Annotated in this window: 19 protein-coding genes and 1 tRNA gene; 3 read left to right on the top strand and 17 right to left on the bottom strand. The window is 52.7% G+C overall.

Features of this window, described 5'->3' with window-relative positions:
• Positions 1 to 258 precede the first annotated feature (258 nt).
• From JW953_10675 to JW953_10650, 6 genes are all read right to left on the bottom strand, one after another.
• Positions 259 to 332 (bottom strand) — tRNA-Val (locus JW953_10675).
• Between the two features lie 65 nt (positions 333 to 397).
• On the bottom strand, positions 398 to 1,213 hold the full coding sequence (locus JW953_10670) for a nitronate monooxygenase (GenBank protein ID MBN1993157.1): 816 nt from the start codon (positions 1,211 to 1,213) through the stop codon (positions 398 to 400).
• A complete protein-coding gene (locus JW953_10665) occupies positions 1,210 to 1,995 on the bottom strand; it encodes a hypothetical protein (GenBank protein ID MBN1993156.1) in 786 nt (261 codons plus the stop codon). The genes JW953_10670 and JW953_10665 overlap by 4 nt, the downstream gene beginning before the upstream one ends.
• Complete coding sequence (locus JW953_10660; protein MBN1993155.1) at positions 1,992 to 2,414, bottom strand: hypothetical protein; 423 nt, start codon at positions 2,412 to 2,414, stop codon at positions 1,992 to 1,994. Before JW953_10660 ends, JW953_10665 begins: the two co-directional genes overlap by 4 nt.
• Positions 2,415 to 2,427: 13 nt before the next feature.
• Positions 2,428 to 3,162 (bottom strand): HAD family hydrolase, encoded by a 735-nt coding sequence (locus JW953_10655; GenBank protein MBN1993154.1) that lies wholly within the window; start codon positions 3,160 to 3,162, stop codon positions 2,428 to 2,430.
• Positions 3,163 to 3,235: 73 nt separating this feature from the next.
• Positions 3,236 to 4,264: a type 2 isopentenyl-diphosphate Delta-isomerase gene (locus JW953_10650; GenBank protein MBN1993153.1), complete on the bottom strand. Its 1,029-nt coding sequence runs from the start codon at positions 4,262 to 4,264 to the stop codon at positions 3,236 to 3,238.
• Positions 4,265 to 4,549: 285 nt separating this feature from the next.
• On the opposite strand from JW953_10650, the gene acpP reads away from it, so the two are divergent.
• From acpP to JW953_10635, 3 genes are all read left to right on the top strand, one after another.
• The gene (gene acpP, locus JW953_10645) at positions 4,550 to 4,789 is read left to right on the top strand and encodes an acyl carrier protein (GenBank protein MBN1993152.1); all 240 of its coding nucleotides are present in this window, start codon (positions 4,550 to 4,552) and stop codon (positions 4,787 to 4,789) included.
• Positions 4,790 to 4,877: 88 nt separating this feature from the next.
• Entirely contained in the window at positions 4,878 to 5,477 is a 600-nt protein-coding gene (locus JW953_10640) for a molybdenum cofactor guanylyltransferase (GenBank protein MBN1993151.1), read from the top strand.
• A 109-nt stretch (positions 5,478 to 5,586) separates the two neighbouring features.
• Positions 5,587 to 7,104 (top strand): GAF domain-containing protein, encoded by a 1,518-nt coding sequence (locus JW953_10635; protein MBN1993150.1) that lies wholly within the window; start codon positions 5,587 to 5,589, stop codon positions 7,102 to 7,104.
• Between the two features lie 116 nt (positions 7,105 to 7,220).
• Here the strand turns inward: JW953_10635 and JW953_10630 are convergent, their stop codons facing one another.
• The 11 genes from JW953_10630 to JW953_10580 form a co-directional block, all read right to left on the bottom strand.
• The gene (locus tag JW953_10630; protein ID MBN1993149.1) at positions 7,221 to 8,345 is read right to left on the bottom strand and encodes an undecaprenyl/decaprenyl-phosphate alpha-N-acetylglucosaminyl 1-phosphate transferase; all 1,125 of its coding nucleotides are present in this window, start codon (positions 8,343 to 8,345) and stop codon (positions 7,221 to 7,223) included.
• A gap of 33 nt (positions 8,346 to 8,378) precedes the next feature.
• Entirely contained in the window at positions 8,379 to 9,329 is a 951-nt protein-coding gene (locus JW953_10625) for a tyrosine-type recombinase/integrase (GenBank protein MBN1993148.1), read from the bottom strand.
• A gap of 134 nt (positions 9,330 to 9,463) precedes the next feature.
• Entirely contained in the window at positions 9,464 to 9,829 is a 366-nt protein-coding gene (locus JW953_10620; protein ID MBN1993147.1) for a hypothetical protein, read from the bottom strand.
• Positions 9,830 to 9,918: 89 nt separating this feature from the next.
• Complete coding sequence (locus JW953_10615; GenBank protein ID MBN1993146.1) at positions 9,919 to 11,172, bottom strand: hypothetical protein; 1,254 nt, start codon at positions 11,170 to 11,172, stop codon at positions 9,919 to 9,921.
• Positions 11,173 to 11,210: 38 nt separating this feature from the next.
• On the bottom strand, positions 11,211 to 12,164 hold the full coding sequence (locus tag JW953_10610; GenBank protein ID MBN1993145.1) for a hypothetical protein: 954 nt from the start codon (positions 12,162 to 12,164) through the stop codon (positions 11,211 to 11,213).
• Positions 12,165 to 12,168: 4 nt separating this feature from the next.
• The gene (locus JW953_10605) at positions 12,169 to 12,864 is read right to left on the bottom strand and encodes a glycosyltransferase family 2 protein (protein ID MBN1993144.1); all 696 of its coding nucleotides are present in this window, start codon (positions 12,862 to 12,864) and stop codon (positions 12,169 to 12,171) included.
• A gap of 7 nt (positions 12,865 to 12,871) precedes the next feature.
• Positions 12,872 to 13,603, bottom strand: coding sequence for a DUF2085 domain-containing protein (locus JW953_10600; GenBank protein MBN1993143.1), 732 nt, complete (start codon positions 13,601 to 13,603; stop codon positions 12,872 to 12,874).
• Positions 13,600 to 14,166 carry a 3'-5' exonuclease gene (locus JW953_10595; protein ID MBN1993142.1) on the bottom strand — a complete coding sequence of 189 codons (567 nt, stop codon included), beginning with the start codon at positions 14,164 to 14,166 and terminating at the stop codon, positions 13,600 to 13,602. The genes JW953_10600 and JW953_10595 overlap by 4 nt, the downstream gene beginning before the upstream one ends.
• 9 nt (positions 14,167 to 14,175) lie before the next feature.
• Positions 14,176 to 14,703, bottom strand: coding sequence for a pentapeptide repeat-containing protein (locus JW953_10590; protein ID MBN1993141.1), 528 nt, complete (start codon positions 14,701 to 14,703; stop codon positions 14,176 to 14,178).
• A 113-nt stretch (positions 14,704 to 14,816) separates the two neighbouring features.
• Positions 14,817 to 15,221 carry a type II toxin-antitoxin system VapC family toxin gene (locus JW953_10585; GenBank protein ID MBN1993140.1) on the bottom strand — a complete coding sequence of 135 codons (405 nt, stop codon included), beginning with the start codon at positions 15,219 to 15,221 and terminating at the stop codon, positions 14,817 to 14,819.
• Positions 15,202 to 15,492: a hypothetical protein gene (locus JW953_10580; GenBank protein ID MBN1993139.1), complete on the bottom strand. Its 291-nt coding sequence runs from the start codon at positions 15,490 to 15,492 to the stop codon at positions 15,202 to 15,204. Before JW953_10580 ends, JW953_10585 begins: the two co-directional genes overlap by 20 nt.
• Between the last annotated feature and the right edge of the window lie 159 nt (positions 15,493 to 15,651).

Below are 15,651 nucleotides of genomic sequence, written 5' to 3'. Positions count from 1 at the left end.
TTTTGAGGCAGGCCATAGTGCCGGGCGGCCTGCTCAAGGGGAAGGTAGGTAGGAATATGGGATGGTGAGGGCATTAGAAATCTCCTGGGCAAACAAAAAACCCTGCCGAGTTTCGGCAGGGCCTACGCTTTGGTCAACAAACAGCCGCACAGATAGGAGTCATCCGAAACTCCAAAATCCATCTGCCGGGAGTAAATCAATTTCCCCCTCATTTTTGGATGAGGGGTTTGATCCACTGTTCCGGCAGATAAACAAAAGTGGGCGCGACAAGATTCGAACTTGTGACCTCACGGATGTGAACCGTGCGCTCTAACCAGCTGAGCTACGCACCCTAAGGGTGAAAAAAATTATAGCACTATCAGGGTAAAAACGCAAAACTTTCAACAACTGCTTTCCCTCAAGCAGCGCCGATAAAATGCCTGGCAATAGTTTCAGCCTCTTTTGGCTCAAGCCACAACAACGAGTCAAGCTGCACCGCCGCAGCCCCGGCAGCCAAAAAAGCTTGCGCGTCCGCCAACGAATGGATGCCGCCGGCAGCAATAAGGGGCGTCTCAACCAACTCCCCAACAATTTGCAGGGTCCGTAAAACAAGGCTATGCAGGGCCGGGCCATATAAATGGCCGGTCACCATTTTTCCGGTGGGTTGGTATAAAGCTGTGCCTAGCGGCGGCGAACCAAGCACCAACGCATCTGCCGCCGCCCTCACCGCTGCCTCAGCTATTTCTAGGGCTGTAGCCAGGGGCAGTTTGACCAACACCGGCAGCAGACAGCCCTCCCGCACCGCCCGAACCCAGGCGGCAATGTCGCGGGGAGTGGCCAGGAAGGGAATTCCCAATTCGATGGCGGCAACAGCGTCGGTGGTATCCAGAGCGCGAACTGTACGAAATAAGTCATCCGGCTCAGCCGCCGGTAGATGGGCGATGACCGGCACGGCAAAATTGTGCCAGATTTTGCCATATTCACGGATCACTTTTTTGACCCCCGGATTCTGCGCGCCGGTATCAAGCACAAAGCCGGCTGTCGTTTCGACCAGACGGGGTTGGGACGGCCCATGTCGAGGGCGCAGGGTGATAGGATTGGTCACGAACGCCCCAAAAACCGATAGATCTATCAACTGCCGGTACGCCTGACCGTAGCCGACGCAGCCAGCGGCCACCATCACCGGATTTGAGAGGAACAGGCCAATTTTGTGGTCAGGGGCCAGTTCAATCATTCTTTCCCAAACTCCACCATCGTCAGGTCAAAAACCGGGCCGTCAACACAGCTCAACTGAGGGCCGGTGTTTGTTTGAAGGGTGCAACTCAGGCAAACGCCTGCGCCACACAGCAGCGAGTAGGGTTTGATCAACCCAAAAAGATAGTTGGCGGCGGCCCCCAGTCGCGTCTGTTTGGCTTTCCTTTGCAAACTCCGATAAAGGTGTGGTGAGCCAACGGCGCAAACAAGATCGGCCCACACCAGCAAATTTGGCAATAAATCCGCCACCGAACCGCGATGGCCCAGGGAGCCGTCCAGGGTAGCCGCCTGAAATTCCACCACCGGCGGCAAGGCCGACACCGGATATAGGGTTGAGGCCCGACTGGCGCCCAGAGCCAGGGTCACCGCTATTCCGGCTTCAATCGCCCGGCGCATCTGGCCTAACAAGGGAGCAATAGCCTGGCCATCGCTGACCAGCAATAAATTCCGCATTGTCTGGGGTAAGGGAAAACCGCGGCCCAGCGGGCCAATCACGTCCAGCTTATCGCCTGCCTGTCGGGCCAATAACCAGGCCAGGCCCGGATCGGAAACAGGGCGTAACAAAAGGGTTAACTGTTCGTCATCAAGGGCGGCGGGGAAAATAGGACGGCGTAAATAACATGTAAAGCGGTCGGCGCAGCGCAGCAGCAAAAATTGGCCCGGCAGGAGATGAGGGGCCAGGTCGGGCGCGGAGAGGATCAAGCGCCACCAAGCCGGAGCGACGGTTTCTTTGGCCACAATGGCGACTTGGGTTTGAATCACTCCTGCAATTCCACTTCCAGGCCGCCCGTGAGCGTAGCCACAATGTTGTACACCCAACCCGCCAGCAGTATCCCCACTGCCACCAGCAAACCGCCCAGGATAACGCCGATAAGAATGATTAACAAGGCCAACAAAAAACGTTGTTCATCCAGGCGAATTAAAACGGCCAGCACAGATTCCAGCCCCAGCAATTTGGTGAAGTCCATTTCAACCGGGGCCAGGCCGCCCAACAGGTCCAACACGGTGGTTTGCCATTTCTCCAAAAGCTCCCGCAGAACCGTTACTATCTGCACGCTGCCCACGGCGCAAAACAGGCCCGGCGTAACCATGGCCAGGCCGCCCAGCAAGCAGCCAAATTTGGCCAGAGGCAGCAGGTTGATTTTGCGCACTTTATAACGATGAAGTTCTTTCATTTTCATTCGACTTTTTCACTCACAGGCCGGCAATAATCCCCGGCACCTCGGATAAACTCGCGGCCAGCGCATTTGGCCGGAGATGGCGGTGGTCATCATTGGAACGGTGCTCATCCATTGTTGCCAAAATGCCGAACATCCCGGCGTTTTGCGCGCCCAACACGTCGGCGTTGAGGGTATCGCCCACCACCACCATCTGTTTGGCCGGCAGCCCCCAGCGGTTGGCTATCAAATCAAAAGCTTCGCGTTTGGGCTTGCGCCAACCCCATCCCGCCGAACTAAAAGTAGGCGATAGCCAGGGCCGCAGGCCGCCCTTATTGACCAAACGCTGGATAAGGGCGTCATCTGTGGCGTTAGAATAAAGCCCCAACCGATAACCCTGGCTTTTGAGCAATTTCAGAGTATCCACCGTATCGGGATAACTGCGCCAGGCGGTTTCTTCGGGGCCAAAAAATATTTTCAGGGCCGCTTCCAGCAGAGCCTCAGTTGAGGGCGGGGCGTCAATCTTTTGCAGGGCGTTGCGCAAAGACTGCCGGGCCAGCACCTCGGTTTGGGTTTCTCCGGCCCTTTTCCAGCCGGCGGCTCGCTCCGCCAGAAAAGTTTCTACCAGGGCCGGGGCATCCAGTTTGATGTGTTTCTTTTTGAGATACCAGGCGGCCATTGCTGCGGCGCCGGCCCGGTTAAGGCTTTCCCAATCACCCGTAAAGCGCATGAGCGTGTTGCCCAAATCAAAAATGATTCCTTTAACCGCCAATCAAACCTCCTCTAACAAGTTAAAATTATAGGGATGGTTCATAATTCTGTTGACACTTTTTTACCTGATGGCCTTATTCCGCCCCTTGTTTCAGCAAACGGTCTGTATTTTGCAGCGCGGCAATCGAGTTGGCCCCAACGGCAAACATGGCAATTTGTATTTCGGTTTTGGCAATTTCAATTTCATCCAAAACCGCCTGCCGTGATCTGACCGCCGCTTTGAGAAAGGGGCCGGCCATGCCGCCCATCGCCGCGCCCAGGGCGATACATTTGGCTATGTCCAGGCCGTTGCGTAAGCCCCCGCTGGCAATAAGGGGCAGGTGGGGGCCGGCTCGCCGGGCGGCCAACAATGCTTCCGCGGTGGGGACACCCCAGTCAACAAAAGTAGCCGCCACTCGCCGCCGGATTTCGGTATTGGCCCGGTACATTTCAACCTGGCTCCAACTGGTGCCCCCGGCCCCGGCCACGTCAAGGGCCGAAATGCCGGCGTTAGCCAAACGGCGAACGGTGTCCTCTGAAAACCCCCAGCCTACTTCTTTGGCAATGACGGGCACGGAAAGTTTTTGGCACACTGCTTCAATTTTTACCAATAGCCCGCTAAAATTTGGATCGCCTTCGGGCTGCACCGCCTCCTGCAAGGCGTTGAAGTGAAGGATCAAACCATCGGCCTCGAGCATGTCAACGGCTTGTTGGCACTGGCTGGCGGTGTAGCCATAATTGAGCTGCACCGCGCCCAAATTGGCCAGTAACACCGTGGTGGGGGCAATGGGCCGCACCCGGAATGTATCGGCCAGCAGGGGGTCTTCTATGGCTGCGCGTTGAGAACCGACCCCCATGGCAATGCCGGCCATCTCGGCTGCTTCGGCCAGGGTGCGATTGATCAGTTGGGCCTGTTCGGTGCCGCCGGTCATCGAGGAGATGAGCAGGGGGGCTTTAAGTTTTTTGCCTAAAAATGAGAGCGAAAGGTCAACCTCGGCCAGGTTTATCTCCGGCAGAGCTTGGTGTAAAAAATGGTAATTTTCCAGGCCAGTGGTCAACTGCTTAAAATTTACATCTTCTTCCAGATTGATGCGAATATGGTCTGATTTTCTTTGTTCGTGCATGGTGTGTCAGCCTAAGGCGTAACTGTTTAGAAGCAAAGGGGTTATAGATAAGGTTAATGTTTTTGCCTGGGCAGTTTACCAGCGTCCCCGGCCCTAGTCAAACTAATCTATCATCATTCTCGTTTTTCTCGTTCTCAAGCCAGATTTGGGCTCAAACAAGTTTTTGCGACCCATTGGAGGATGAAGTCTATATTGACAGTTTTGGCAGGCGTTGGTAAAATGCATCAAATTTCTGCTTCGCATTAAAGCAAATACAAAATCAATCCCATAAGGAGATATGCGCAAATGAGTCAAGAAGAAATCTTTGAAAAAGTAAAAGAAATCATTGTAGAACAGCTTGGCGCCGACGAAAGCGACGTGACCATGGAGGCCAACTTTCGAGACGACCTGGAAGCCGATTCTCTGGACCTGGTGGAATTGATCATGGCCTTTGAGGAGGAATTTGGCGGGGAGATTTCCGACGAAGAGGCTCAGAAGATCACTACCGTGGGCGAGGCGGTGAGGTATTTATCTGAAAGCAGCTAGGCTTAAGCGGTAATTAAAGCATAATTCTCGCAAAGCCCGTGTCGCGGTAGGTTGGGGTAGTGGCTACGGGCTTTTTTAATTGACGGGTATGGTCAGTGTAGCAATATTGGCCGGCGGGCAGAGCCGGCGGATGAAGCGCGACAAGGCGTTTTTGGAAGTGGGCGGGCAATTGGTGATCGAGCGGATTTTGGCGCGGGTGAAGCCGCTCACGGATGATCTTTGGCTTATTACCAACTCGCCGGAAAAGTACCGACAATTTGGCCACCGGAGCGTGCCCGATATTTACCCCCATCGGGGAGCGCTGGGGGGCATTTATACTGCGCTTAACGCGGCCCGTTATGATTATGTTTTAGTGGTAGCCTGTGATATGCCTTTTTTGCAGGTTGAATTATTGCGCCATCTCCTCCACCTGGCCCCCACCGCCGAAGCGATCATTCCCTTAATGGAACCAAGCCGGCCTGAAACCCTGCACGCTGTTTATAGCCAACGCTGTTTACCGGCTATTCAAACTTGCTTGCAAGCCCGGCGTTTGCGCGTTACTGATTTTTTTGACGACGTATCAGTGCGCCATGTGAAGCGAGACGAAATAGCTAAATTCGACCCCCAATTTCACTCGTTTATCAATATCAATACCCCGGCAGAGTGGCGACAAGCCCAGGCCCTTGCCGCAAAACTACCCCAAATATAGGGTTTCCCTATATTTTATAACGACATAATATCTTAACCGGACGTTGTATATCTTGCCCAAATTATGCTATAATTAGGCTAGGATAGTAGTCCTAATCAATATCCAGCCTATGCAAGAGCGTTTAAATCTATTAAATCGTATCAGCGATGAATTGAATAAGGACCTTGACCCGGACAAAATGTTGCGGCGGGTGCTTGACCTGACCGTGTCTTATCTCAATGCCAGCACCGGCAGCGTGATGTTGTTTGACCAGCAAAATCGGGTGTCTGCCTTTATTTTGCAGCAAGAGGTGAGCAGCGACCGGGCTAACCGGATTGTGGGCAAGGTATTAACGGAAGGTTTTGCCGGTTGGGTTTTAAAACACGGCGAGGGCGGCATTATCTATGATACGCACCAGGATAGCCGCTGGGTGGTTTATGATAACCAGCCCTATGATGTGCGCTCGGTGATTGCTACGCCGCTCAAACGTCGCCAGAGAATTAGGGGGGTTTTAACCCTGGTGCACGACGAGCCTAACAAGTTCAAAGAGGATGAATTACTCTTGGTCAATGCCATTGCCGGTCAGGCGGCCATTGCCCTGGAAAACGCGCAGTTATATAAAGAAACAGAGCAAGAACGGATTAAACTTTCGGCCATCATTAGCAGCACCCAGGATGCCGTGTTGGTGACCTCGTCGGAGAATATTGTCTTGCTCTTGAACCCGGCAGCGCAAGAGATGATGGAGTTGAACGGTTGCCCCTGGGAGAATCGCTCGCTGGCTGAACTAACCAACAATACCGACTTATTGAAGCTTTTTAGCCCTGACTCGCCTGTTACCGGCGAAGTGCTTCTACCTGATGGTCGAACCATGTGGGCCAGCATCACCGACATCCCCGCCCTGGGGCGGGTAACTGTTTTGCGCGACATCAGCGCCTTCAAAGAATTGGATAAAATGAAGCGCGACTTTGTAACGGCCTTTACGCACGATTTGCGCACGCCTCTGGCTACGGTAAAGGGCTACGTAGAGTTGGTGCGGATGGACGGCCCGGTAACGGAACGCCAGGAGGAAGATTTGTTGGGCGTGGCGCGGGCGGCCAATTTGATGAAGGCCCTGATTGAAGACCTGCTGGAATTGAGCCGATTGGAACGATTAGAAGAGCTGGCCCGGGAGGAGATTGACCTGCAAGATACCGTTGAAACCAGCGTTGATGCCATGCGGCCCCTGGCCAGATCAAAGAAAGTTGAGCTGGTCTTGGATACCTCTAAAAATTTGGTCGTTGCCGGCAACAATGTTTTATTGTCCAGGGCCTTCAGCAACTTGTTAGATAATGCCATCAAATATACCCCCCAAAAGGGGCAAATTCGGGTCAAACTTGACCAAAAAGATAATCAGGCTCTGATTTCCGTTATTGACAACGGCCCTGGCATCAGGGCCAAAGATTTGCCCCGGGTTTTTGAAAAGTTCTTTCGCGCCCGGCCTGAGGCGGATGATGAATTGCCGGGCACCGGCTTGGGGTTAGCCATTGTCAAAACCATTACCGAGCAGCATGGCGGCAAGGTGTGGGTTGAGAGCGAACCCAACGTGGGCAGTGTTTTTACCATGGTGCTCCCTCTGCTCAAAAACGGCGAGAAGCCAGGTGGATGTTAAAATCTATCTGTTGCCAAAAGATAAATAACGCCCGCCGGATAATTTGGCGGGCGTTTTGATTCTCTGCCGGGGATGATTTTTTTGATGAGTTTTGGGTTTATGGCAAAAAGGAGGCTTCAAACCAACGAGGGAGGGTCGCCCTCCAATTGTACTGGCGTTTCTAATGATGGTAGAGACGCGGTAGCGCCTGTTTTTAGATGGTCAGAAGCATTAAACTCCAGCCGCCAAAGGGCATAAACCGAGAGCAGAATCAAGCTACCCAGAATGATGTACGCCTGGGTGAGGGAAGCCTGGGTAACAAAAATAGCAATCAACCCCAGCGCCCCGCTGATAACACAGGTGGCCAAGGCAACCGATAATTTGTCCATGCCCAAACGGGCCATACGATGCGTGGTGTGATCTACACCTCCCCGGAAAAAAGAAATACCTCGCCGGGTCCGCGAGATAAGCACCAGTGTTGTATCAAAAATGGGCAGGCCCAAAACAATAATGGGCACCATCCAAGTTATTTGAATTACATTGCTCGGAATCCGGATTTTGATGCCCAAGATGGCCAGCAGGTAGCCCAAAAACAAGGAACCGGCATCACCCATAAAAATGGTGGTTTTAGGCAGGGGCAGGCTGTAGCGGGCAAAGCCCAAACTCGCGCCCAGCACGGCTGCGGCCAAAACCGAGACCAATTGTTGGCCATTTAGAATGGCAATCAACAGAAAAATAGCGCTCGTGGTAACGCTGGTCATAATGGCCACGCCGTCGGCATTGTCTTGATAATTGACGGCATTGGTGATGAACAAAATCCAAAAGGCGGTGATGATAAAATTTATAACCTCGTACCCAAAGGGTATGCTTGGCAGGGGCAACTGCACGCTGACCCCGCTTAAAAATACCAATGGAATGGTGATGAATTGCAGGCCCAACTTGGCCCAGGCCGGCAAGGCCCGTCTATCATCCCATAGGCCAATGGCCGCCATCAAACTTGCGCCCATCACAATGCTGGCAAATTCCTGCAATCTGAACGGATTTCCGGCCAATTGCATTACCAGCACTGTAATCAATAGTAAGGCGATGATGGCGGCGGCGTAAATAGCCAGCCCGCCCAATAACGCCGTGGGTTCAGAATGGGCGCGGTCGGTTTTGGGCACCGCGATAAAGCCTGATTTTAGGGCAATTTTCCTGACCAGGGGGGTTCCCACCCCGGCAAAAAATAGAGCGGTCACAAAAATGAGCATAATGATGGTCATAACCAGCAACCTTCGTCGGTAGGTGAGGCAGTTTCACAAACCCGGTTCGGCGATCTTGGCCAATTTTTCAGAAGTCTCGCGCCAGGTGATTTTGGATAAACCCAATTTTTGGCGCAGGTGGTCGTGGTCCATTCCGTCGCGGTAATCACGCAAAGCCGAGGTCCAGCGCAGCATTTCAAAAGAAACTTGGTTCGCCAAGCCGGCCATTTCGGAAAGATCGGCCAGAACGTATTCCAGGTTCCGGGGCGTACATTCAAATAGATTTTCTTTGGGTTGGTATTTTTCAAGATACTGGTCCAGCACCGGCAATAATTCGGCGTCAAAAGCCAATTTGCGTTCTTTATGCTGCAAGCGGGGATTACTGTAACGAATGAGCACGGTGGGCCGGTTGCCGGAACGATCAATATCGCGCAGGGCAATGCCCACACACTCGGCCTTTTTGATGCCGGTTTGAAAAACCAAGTGCGCCAATAGATAGGGCCGGGGATCGGGCTTTTCACCGTTCAATTTTCTTTCAGCCGCATCTAATAATTTTTCTACCTGCTCGTCTGTAAGATAAAGGGGCAGCGGCGCTTTAACCCTGGTATGCACAATCGCCGCCGATGGATCGTGCGGGATAGCTTGCACGCTGGCCAGCCAGCCAAAAAAATTCTTGAGGGTGGTCACCCGCCGGGCGTAAGATTTAGGGCTGCACGGCACGCCCCGGTAATGCAACAGCCAGGTCAAAAAGTCGTTTAAATCCTTGGTGCCCAACTTGCTAATGATCATACTGCCACTAAAGTATTTTTGCAGCAGCCGCAAATCCCCGGAAAAAGCTTTGATAGTATGTTCCGAAAATCCTTGCCGCACCATATGGTCGTAATAGGCGCTGGCCGCAGTGGCCAGGGACGAGTTGGAATCCACCGATTTTATTTGGGTGAGCGGCGGCCCATATTGCCCTTTTGCGCCCCGTTGAGGGAACAAGGGTATTTGACTATCAGCCATAATTTCGCCTCCTGACTAATCGCTCATTTGTGCGATTGACATAAACAATTATACCGTCTCTCGTTGGGAATGTCAAGGTGTATGCGAAATTTGGGCCTGTCCCCATTTGAGGCGATAGGATGGGGCAGCCCAGCCTAAGCTGAAACAAATCCTCCCACCAACTGAAAAGCTAAAAATATAAGGAGCAGGGTGGCGGTCCATTTAAGCCATTGCCGCGTTTTGTCGCCCGGCCACTGCCTGGTAAAAAAAAGCTCAAGCATGAGCATGATGGCCGTTAACAAAATGTAGGGCAACGAGAAAAAAATAAAACCAAGCATGGCCCAATTTTCAGAATAGCTCCTGTCTAACCAGGCCAGGCAGACAAAATAGGCCGAAATAAACGAACCCAGCCACCAAAGAATATTCAAAGCCAGGAGAAGGATTGTTTTTTGGTAATATAGCCCGACGGCCAACCCGCCCAATGAGCTTAAAACAAACAGCAGAAAAACTGGGATGATCATTTTATCGTTTGCGACTCCCTATTTTTGGATCAGTTTGGGCCTGTTTTTGATTTTATCCGGCGGCGACAGTCATTTTTTGCGGAATCAGGCTATCTTGTGGGAAACGCGTTCGGCTGGCCCCCCCCGGCCCGGCCCAACCGAATAGCTAACTCTTTTTTCAATTGCGCAATTTTTTCTGAGTGGGGTTCCAGTTCTTCGGCCCTGGTCAGGGCCTTTTGGGCCAGGTCGTACCTTTTGATGTTCATATAAGCCACGATCAAGGCGAGGTGGTAGAGGGGATGCCCCGGCTCGGCGGCAATGGCCCGGCGTAAATGGATAACGGCCCGGCCCCACATGCCCTTTTCACTATAATTGCGGCCGCTGATGAAAAATGAAGTATGGCCTTTGACGCCAGGGTCAATGACCAAACGCAGCCGGGTTTCGACAAAGGTGAAATCGTACCACAGGTTCATGGTAATAAATAATTGCGCCGCAGCGATGAGCATAACAACTCCAAAGGCCATCACGATGGGGAGAGAGTAATAAAATAATATCGCTCCCAGCAGGCCCACAATTAGCATAGCCCCACCATTGATCAGGTACAAAATGTGCCCATTTGGCACCCGGAAATATAACAGGAGCATTAGCAGCAACGAATATACCGTGGCGCCCACCCCGCCCCAAAAAGCCCAGGGCGGAAAAAGCGTTAATATGATTTGTTTCAATTCTTCCGGCTGGTCAACTGGCCGGCCAAAATAAGCGGGCAAAAAGGGAAAGGGGCTGGGGAAACCGTTCAATCTGGCAATCAGGGCAAAATAGACCAAACCAAGAGCCAGCAAGATAAAGGCCAGCGTAAACTGGAGAAAAATACCCCGCCACAACCAAACTGTGCGTTCCTCTTTCATCCGCTGGCGAATGATGAGGGCATGGCGGCAGGCAGGACAAACTTTATCCTGGGGCCGGGTTGGCGCGGTGCAATAAGAGCACAGCCAGGGATTGTCAAACTCGTCCGGCTGGTGGGGATATACGGCTTTGATTTCCAGGGGCGGCTCAGGCAGAGGGACAACCTGGGGCGGCGGTTCTTCATCGCCGGGGGCGTAGGTGGGCGCAAAGAGTTTTTCTTGCCTGCTTTTTACCAGGGATAGTTGGTCTTGGGCAAGTTGATTGTGCGGGTCCAGGGTGAGAGCATTTTCCAGGCAGACGATTTTATCTTCCAGGCTGTCAACTACCTGGCTCAACCACAGCCACGCTTCAAGCCGGTTTTCGTCGGCCTGCACCACTTCCGCCAAGAGTTTCCGGGCTTCTTTTTTGCGGCCGGCCTCAGCCGCAGCAATACCCTGCTCTAACTTTTCTTGGAGGTTCATGATTGGCCCCCGTTATGTTTAGGGCTAACTTGTCCGGGTTATGCTCCCGGATTCAGGGCAAAATAGACAATATAAACGGCAATCGAAATAATGGTGTGCAGGGTAAGCACGTTGTTGATGTAGCTTTTTTGGCCAACGGTAATATCCGGCCTCACATAGAGGGGCACAATAAAGGGCGGGGGTAGAATGAACAACGTAAACAAGGCGGCTTCAAAAAACCGGTCAAGCTGCAACAGACCCCGGATCAAAAAGATGTTCAAGAGCAGGGCCAGGGGGATGAGAATAGTCAGGCGGATCGCCACGAGCGGCAGGGCCTCTTTGATTCCGTGACGGTCAAACTTGATGCCATAGCCAACGATGATCAGGATCAGGGGGATGGTCATATTGGCCAAAAATTGCAGGGCGGCCATCAAACCACCGGTGAGGGGCTGTTGGTATAGCCACTCCTGCGCCCCGGCCGCATTGAGCGCAATGCCCGCCACAATGCCTATCACCACCGGCGAGGTGAAAAAAGCTTTGGTCACGCCTCCAAGATTTTGCCCGCCATCTCGTTTCATCAGCAGTAGCGGCAAAAAAACAAACCAGATAAAAATCTCGTGGCCCAGGTCCACCACCGCAATATACCCAATTCTCTCCAGACCGTAGGCGCTGCCAAAGAGGCTGATGCCCAGCATCCCGTATTCAAAGCCGGTGGTCAGGTAAGGAAAGTAGCCGTATTGAATATTGAATTGTTGTTTGATGAATTTTCCCAGCAGAAACAGCAGGATGCAAAGCGTAAACGTAAAGCCAAAAATAACAAAAAAGGCCGATTTAAATTCGACCCCCAGAAAAGAGATGAAAAGAACCGCCGGCAGGGCCAGATTAACCACAATCTTGCGTAAATCCTCTACCGTAGTTTCAAGGAGAAAATTTGACCGGCGGATCCAGTTGCCCAGAAAAATCAGGAGCAGAATGGGCAAAACACGATTGATGATCTCAATGGTCTGGTTCATCGGGTCAGTTTTCCTTTAATGGTTTGGCCCGGCGCATGCTTTGCCGGGTTTGCCACACCACCCGGAAAAAATTTTGGGTGTGGCGGAGGGGATGAATGTGGCTCGACTCACCGGCGTAGATGGTGCTGATAGGCACCCAATCCAGGCTAAAACCGCAGCGGATACAGGTGACAATCATTTCTACCTCAAATTCAAAACCCTGCTCGCGGCTGGTGAGTAAGGCGTCAAGCAGGCGACGGCTGATCAAACGGTAGCCGGATTGGTTGTCCCGGATAGGCTGGCCAATGGCCCAAGAAAAACTCCAGCGCCCCAAAGAGTTGGCCAGACGACGCACCGCCGGCATCTGGCTGAAGTTTCGGGCGCCAATGATGAGGTCGGCATGCCGAACCTGGTAAGCCTCCAGAAATTTGGGGATTTCGGCGGGATCGTGCTGGCCGTCGGCGTCAAGGGTTAGCACAGCCTCAAAATTTTGGTCAATGGCCCAATGGAAGCCGGTGCGCAGGGCAATGCCCTTGCCCTGGTTGGGAGTTTGGCGCAAGGTAATGGCTCCCTGCGCTTCGGCCAGGGCGGCGGTTTCGTCGCCGGAGCCGTCGTCTACCACTAAAACGGGCAGGTGAGCCAGCGCCCCGGTTATTACCGGCGCAATGCGCGGGGCTTCGTTATGGGCAGGGATCAGGGCAAGTATTCTGGGAGTCTGCATACGCAGCCTACTTTTTCATTATTGAGGTTAATTGGGCGCTTGTCTCCTGCCGGATGTCGTCAAAGCCTTCTTGCAGGAGCGGATAGGCCACCCACACGGTACCCAGGCCAAAGGCAAAGCCGGTAAAATTGCGGAGAAAAAGATTGCTCTGATGAGGGCCAATAAATTGCAAATAGCCCAACGCTAACACCCCGCAGCCCAGAAAAACAGCCACCGGCCAGGTGAGTTGTTTTTGGCTCAACAACAAAAGGCCCACCAGGCCCACAACCGCCAGGCCCACAATGGACAAAATGGTTATGGGCACAAACTGGGCCAACTCGCTGGCCAGGCCCATCCCCCCGTCCAGGGCCATGGGCAGCACAAAAAGAGCGTACCATTTAGGTGGTAACGACTTGAGCCGGTGACGCACCAAACCAAAAAAAACGCCCCCTACAAAAATGGTCCCATAAATGGCCATACAGCGATGGCAAAGACAAACCTGCTCCCCGGCAATAAAATAAGTGCGCGAGGGTAGTGAATGGCAGAGCAAGTGATACCACCAATAGATAAAATTGGCGCCGCCCGCCTGGCCGTTGGCCAGCAGCAGCGGGGCCAGAAAAGGCAGACCCACGTAAAGAAAGAAAAATGTATTGGCTGCGGCCAGCCAGTGTTTAGCCAGCCACAACATCCATTTGTTGGCCCACGCGCCTATGGTCTGGCTAATAGTGGGGGTAGGGAAACTTTGGATCAGTTCGCTCATAGATCGGTTTCGGCCATCCGTTTGAGCGCATTCAGGGTAGCCAGGCAATCGCCCAGGGCGCGGTGCCCGCCATCCAGGCGCTGCCATTTAAAACTCTGGCGCCGGTCTGACCATTGACCGCAAAATTCGGCGTAGCGCTGCATGGCACATTCATAACGCTGGCATGGAATCCTTACGGCCGGCAGGGCGTAGAGTTTACGAGTTTGGCGGATCAAGCGGGTGTCGTAAGCCGCATTGTAGATCACAATGCGAGAAGCGCCGCGCAATATTTTGTGAACCTGCTCATCCAGCTCAGCCCAGATAGGGGCCGTAGCCACGTCGGCGGCGGTGAGACCGTGCAGGGCCGAAGCATCCGCCGGTATCCGACCCTTGGGTTTGACCGGGGTGTCCAACAAGGTCCGGCCGGCGGTATCAATAACGGCAATTTCCACAATCTCGGCCTGGTCGTCCAGGCCGGTTGTCTCGGTGTCAAGAATGATGGCTTTTTCATCGGCCAGCACAGTTTTGGCCCATAAAATAGCTTCACGGCGATATTGGGCCAGGAACGAGGCAAGATGGCTCATTGATCTCCTCTAGGCATGGGTGGTGCCATCGGGTAGAATGGCCCCTTTGAGACTTTTTGTTTTGCTGAGTTGTTCGTTGGTGACCATAGCGCCGCTTAGATCGGCCTTGATCAGGTTGGCTCCTTCCAGGTTGCCTTCGTGCAGGTCGGCCACCACCAGCCCGGCGCCGCGTAAAGTGGTTTCAACCAGTTTGGCTTGGCGCAAATTGGCCCGGCGTAAATTGGCATTGCGCAAAGTGGCCTCAAGCAGGTTGGCGTTTTCCAGGTTGGTCTCAGCCAGGTTGGCCCCCAGCAGGTTGGCCCCTTGCAAGGTGCTGTTGGTCAAGTTGGCTTTGCTTAAATCGGCGCCGGTCATATTGGCCTCATTGAGGGTGGTTTCGCTGAGATCAACGCCGCTCAAGTTGGCGTAGCGCAGATCAACACCGGCCAGGTTGACTCCTTTTAACTCGGTGCGGCGCAAATCAAGATGGCGTAAGTCAGGAGTTTCATTTTGATAATGTGCGGTTTCGATAAGCTGGATAACTTCTTCACGTTCCATGATTTATCAGTTTCCCACGTCTGGTTTTGTAAAGTTCTGTTGAGGCCGGAAGAATACACACCGAATATATTGAGAAAGTATAGCATCGAAGGTATTGTCGAGCAATTCTTTGATCAGGGTAAGATGGTCAAACCCATTTGCCTAAAGTGATGGTCAAAACTAAAGGCCTGCTGAATATTTCGCTGTTGGGCCAAGGCCAGGCAGGCGCAGTCGGTATAGCTCCATCCCTTATCGGTGTAACGGCTGAAAATACGCCAGGTTTCTTGTTCCTCAGCTGTTGAAAAAACAACCATTTCCACAAACCGGCTGTTACGCAAACGAATACCCAATTGCAAAGCTACCTGCATCCCCAGCCGCGCCTTTACAGTCGTCATCGCCTCGTCAAAAATGTGGTTAGACACCAGCAAACTGCCAACCGCGGCATACGTTTTTAGAAAAGCCACGGCTTCGGCATGGTGAGGGTCTTTGCGGTCTACCAGGGCATACAGGCCACTGGTGTCAGCGATTGTTTGGGTCATCTTCGGCCACCTTTAATAGGGGGCGATTGCGCCAGTTGGTTTGGTAAATAAACTCGTCGAGATTTTCACTGGTAATGCCATCGTTGGGGCCTTCGGCCAGGCCGATAATGCCCCACAAGGGATCGTCGGTCCAATCTTCGGCCCGGCGACGCTCAATGCCTTCGGTAAGGATTTGCCGTAGCAAAGCCGACATGCTTTCATTTTGACGCTGGGCTTCTGTTGATAGCCATTGATGTTGCCACTCTTCTAAAATTATTTGTACGCGCTTCATGATAGATTCCTTTAGTGTGTATACTGATTATACATATAGTATACATCAATCTATCATTTTTGTCAATAGATTTAATACTACAACGAGACTTCGCTTGAGAAACCCGGCTTTTAGTGCTTGTTGATAGTCCGATTTGGACAATAGTTACCATTTATAACC

It is taken from the genome of Anaerolineae bacterium (assembly GCA_016931895.1).
Lineage (GTDB): Bacteria > Chloroflexota > Anaerolineae > 4572-78 > J111 > JAFGNV01.
Note: the sequence above shows the minus strand (reverse complement) of the source record. Positions and strands in the feature narration are given on the sequence as shown.